This is a genomic window from uncultured Aquincola sp. (assembly GCF_964001545.1).
Classification (GTDB): Bacteria; Pseudomonadota; Gammaproteobacteria; order Burkholderiales; family Burkholderiaceae_C; genus Aquincola.
Genome location: NZ_CAXFDV010000565.1, coordinates 1 through 2904, shown reverse-complemented (window position 1 = coordinate 2904; position 2904 = coordinate 1). Strand labels below are relative to the sequence as shown.

The window sequence follows — 2904 nt, the reverse complement described above, 5'->3', positions numbered from 1 at the left end:
GTCGTACTGGCCGTAGACCAGGCCCATGAACTCGCTCATCAGGTTGCGGTGGTACCAGGGCGGGCGGAAGGTGTCTTCGGCCACCATCCAGCGCGGCGGAAAGATCACGAAGTCGCAGTTGGCGGTGCCCGGCGTGTCGCTGGGGCTGGTGAGCACGGTGAAGATCGACGGATCGGGATGGTCGAAGCTGATGGAGCCGATGACCATGAAATGCGCCGTGTCGTAGCGCAGCGGCGTGAGGTTGCCGTGCCAGGCCACCACGTTGAAGGGCGTGCGCGACTGCCGCGTGCGCCACAGCTGGCCGGCGTACTTGCGCACCACCTCGTACGCCTCGCTGCCCTGCTCATACGCCGCCACCGGCGCCTGGAAGTCGCGCGGATTGGCCAGGCCGTTGCTGCCGATGGGGCCCAGCTCGGGCAGGCGGAACGGGGCGCCGTAGTTCTCGCACACGTACAGGCGAGTAGGCCCCTCCACCGCCACCTTGAAGACGATGCCACGCGGCACCAGCACGATCTGGCCGGGCGCTGCGTCCAGCACACCGAGCTCGGTGGTCACGCGGATGCGGCCTTGCTGCGGCACCAGCAGCATCTCGCCATCGGCATTGACCAGCGCGCGGCGCTCCATCGAGCGGTTGACCAGTACCAGATGGGCGGCCATGCCGCTTTGCGCATCGGCATCGCCATTGACCACCACGGTGCGGATGCCGTCGATGAAGTCGGTGGGCTGCTCGTCGCCCGGCACCGGCACCGGGTGCCAGCGCATCGGGTTGGGCGGTGCGTTCACGCCTTCCTTGGCCCCGGTCTTCCAGAAGGCATGGGGCAGCGGCTCGAAGCCGCCCGTCACCACCGAGGGCTGGCGACGGTACACCCAGCTGCGGCGGTTCTCGTGCCGCGGGGCGGTGAAGGCGCTGCCAGAGATCAGCTCGGCATACAGGCCCAGCGCCACCTGCTGCGGGCTGTTGCGCCCCTGCGGCAACGCGCCGGCCACGGCCTCGGTGGCGAACTGGTTGCCGAAGCCGGACTGGTAGTTCAAGGTCGTTGTTGCTTCGCTCATGCGGGGTCTCCAGCAGAAGGGTCGCGCGCCAAGGCCAGGGCCTGGCGCAGCACGGCCATGTCGCCGATGTGGTTGGCCAGCAGTAGCACCAGCCGGGCATTGAGCGCATGGCTCTCGGCCTCGGGCAGGTCGCGGTGGGTGTCGATCAGCGCCTCGTAGAAGTCGTCGGGCGACTTCAGGTTCAGCTCGGTGTTCAGCGTGGCGCTCATGCCGCGCTCCTTTCGGTCTGCGGGTCCACGCGGCGGCCCAGCGCCCTGCCCTGCGCGGCCAGCACTGCGGCGGCCGACGGCTCGCGCCAGCGGGCGCACACATGCTGGTCGGGGCGGATCAGGTAAGCCGTGCCGGGCTGCGCGTCGTAGCGCTGCCAGGCCAGTGCATGGGCCTCACCCGCCGTCACCTGCAGCAGCGCGATGCCGGGCAGGTCGTGGGCCCAGGCCGGCGCCTCGCCGAACATCAGCAGCGTGAAGCCGCTGGACAAGGCGCGCAGGAGCCAGCCGCCCACGGCGCCGCGCAGCGGCGCATCGGCCGCCACCGCGCCCGGCCGCATCAAGCCCTGAAAGCCATCGACGTCAGGCGTGTTAAGCGGGGAGCCGTCCAGCGTTGCCGGCACCGACAGCCGGCCGCTGTTGACCAGCCGCCGCGCAAACGGCTGCGTGCGCGCCAGTTGCAGCACCGCGTCGCGGAACAGCCGGCTCACCGCGCTCTTGGGCGTGATGAAGTCGGTGGCGCGGGTGGAATTGAGGATGTTCTCGTCGGCCGCGTATTCGCGCTCACGGCCGTAGCTGGCCACCAGCGCCTGCGCGGCATCGCCCACCACCTGGCCCTGCAGCACAGCGGCCAGCTTCCAGCCCAGGTTGTCGGCGTCCTGCACGCCGGAGTTGGCGCCGCGGGCGCCGAAGGGCGACACGCCGTGCGCCGAATCGCCCGCGAACAGCACGCGGCCATGGCAGAAGCTGGCCATGCGCCGGCAGCCGAAGGTGTACACGCTGGCCCATTCGAGCGTGAAGGGCACGTCGTCGCCCAGCAGCTTCTTGACCAGCGGAATGATGTTCTCCGGGCGCTTGGCGGCCTCGGGGTCGGCGTCCCAGCCCAGCTGGAAGTCGATGCGCCAGACGTCGTCGGGCTGGCGGTGCAGCAGCACGCTCTGGCCCGGGTGGAACGGCGGGTCGAACCAGAACCAGCGCTCGGGCGGCTGCTGGCGGCCGGTGATCTTCACGTCGGCGATCAGGAAGCGGTCCTTGAACACGCGGCCGGTGCTTTCCTGCCCGATCAGTTCACGCACGGTGCTGCGGCTGCCGTCGCAGGCCACCAGCCAGTCGGCGCGCAACTGGTAGGGGCCTTCGGGCGTAGCCACCGTCAGCAGCACGTGGTCGGCGTGCTGTTCCACGGCCTGCACCGCGTTGTCCCAACGCAGGTCGATCAGCGGCAGTTGCGCGGCGCGCTCGGCCAGCAGGCCTTCCACGTAGTACTGCTGCAGGTTGATGAAGGCCGGCCGCTCATGGCCGGTCTCGGGCAGCAGGTCGAAGGCATACACCGGCTCGTCGCGCAGGAACACGCGGCCCACGTTCCAGGACACGCCCTTGTCCACCATCGGCTGGCCACAGCCCAGGCGGTCGAAGATTTCCAGCGTGCGCTTGGCAAAGCAGATGGCGCGTGAGCCGCTGGACAGCTGGTGGTCGTTGTCCAGCAGCACCACCGGCACCTGGCGCTGCGCCAGGTCGATGGCCAGCGCCAGGCCCACCGGGCCGGCGCCCACCACCACCACCGGGTGGCGCGGCGGCGTGCCAGCGTCCTGGTCGGCATGGCGCCGGTACGGAAACTGAAGCGTCTGGTAGTCCATGGGCGGCCTCC

At 70.1% G+C, this 2904-nt stretch carries 3 protein-coding genes; all 3 read right to left on the bottom strand.

Annotation, left to right across the window (positions count from 1 at the left end):
• Positions 1 to 1053, bottom strand: a 1053-nt coding sequence (gene hmgA / locus ABNT58_RS19415) for a homogentisate 1,2-dioxygenase (RefSeq protein WP_348755067.1), incomplete at its 3' end; no start/stop codon positions are given.
• Positions 1050 to 1262, bottom strand: coding sequence for a DUF2783 domain-containing protein (locus ABNT58_RS19410; RefSeq protein WP_348755066.1), 213 nt, complete (start codon positions 1260 to 1262; stop codon positions 1050 to 1052). The genes ABNT58_RS19410 and hmgA, both read right to left, overlap by 4 nt.
• Positions 1259 to 2893: an FAD-dependent oxidoreductase gene (locus ABNT58_RS19405; RefSeq protein ID WP_348755068.1), complete on the bottom strand. Its 1635-nt coding sequence runs from the start codon at positions 2891 to 2893 to the stop codon at positions 1259 to 1261. Before ABNT58_RS19405 ends, ABNT58_RS19410 begins: the two co-directional genes overlap by 4 nt.
• Between the last annotated feature and the right edge of the window lie 11 nt (positions 2894 to 2904).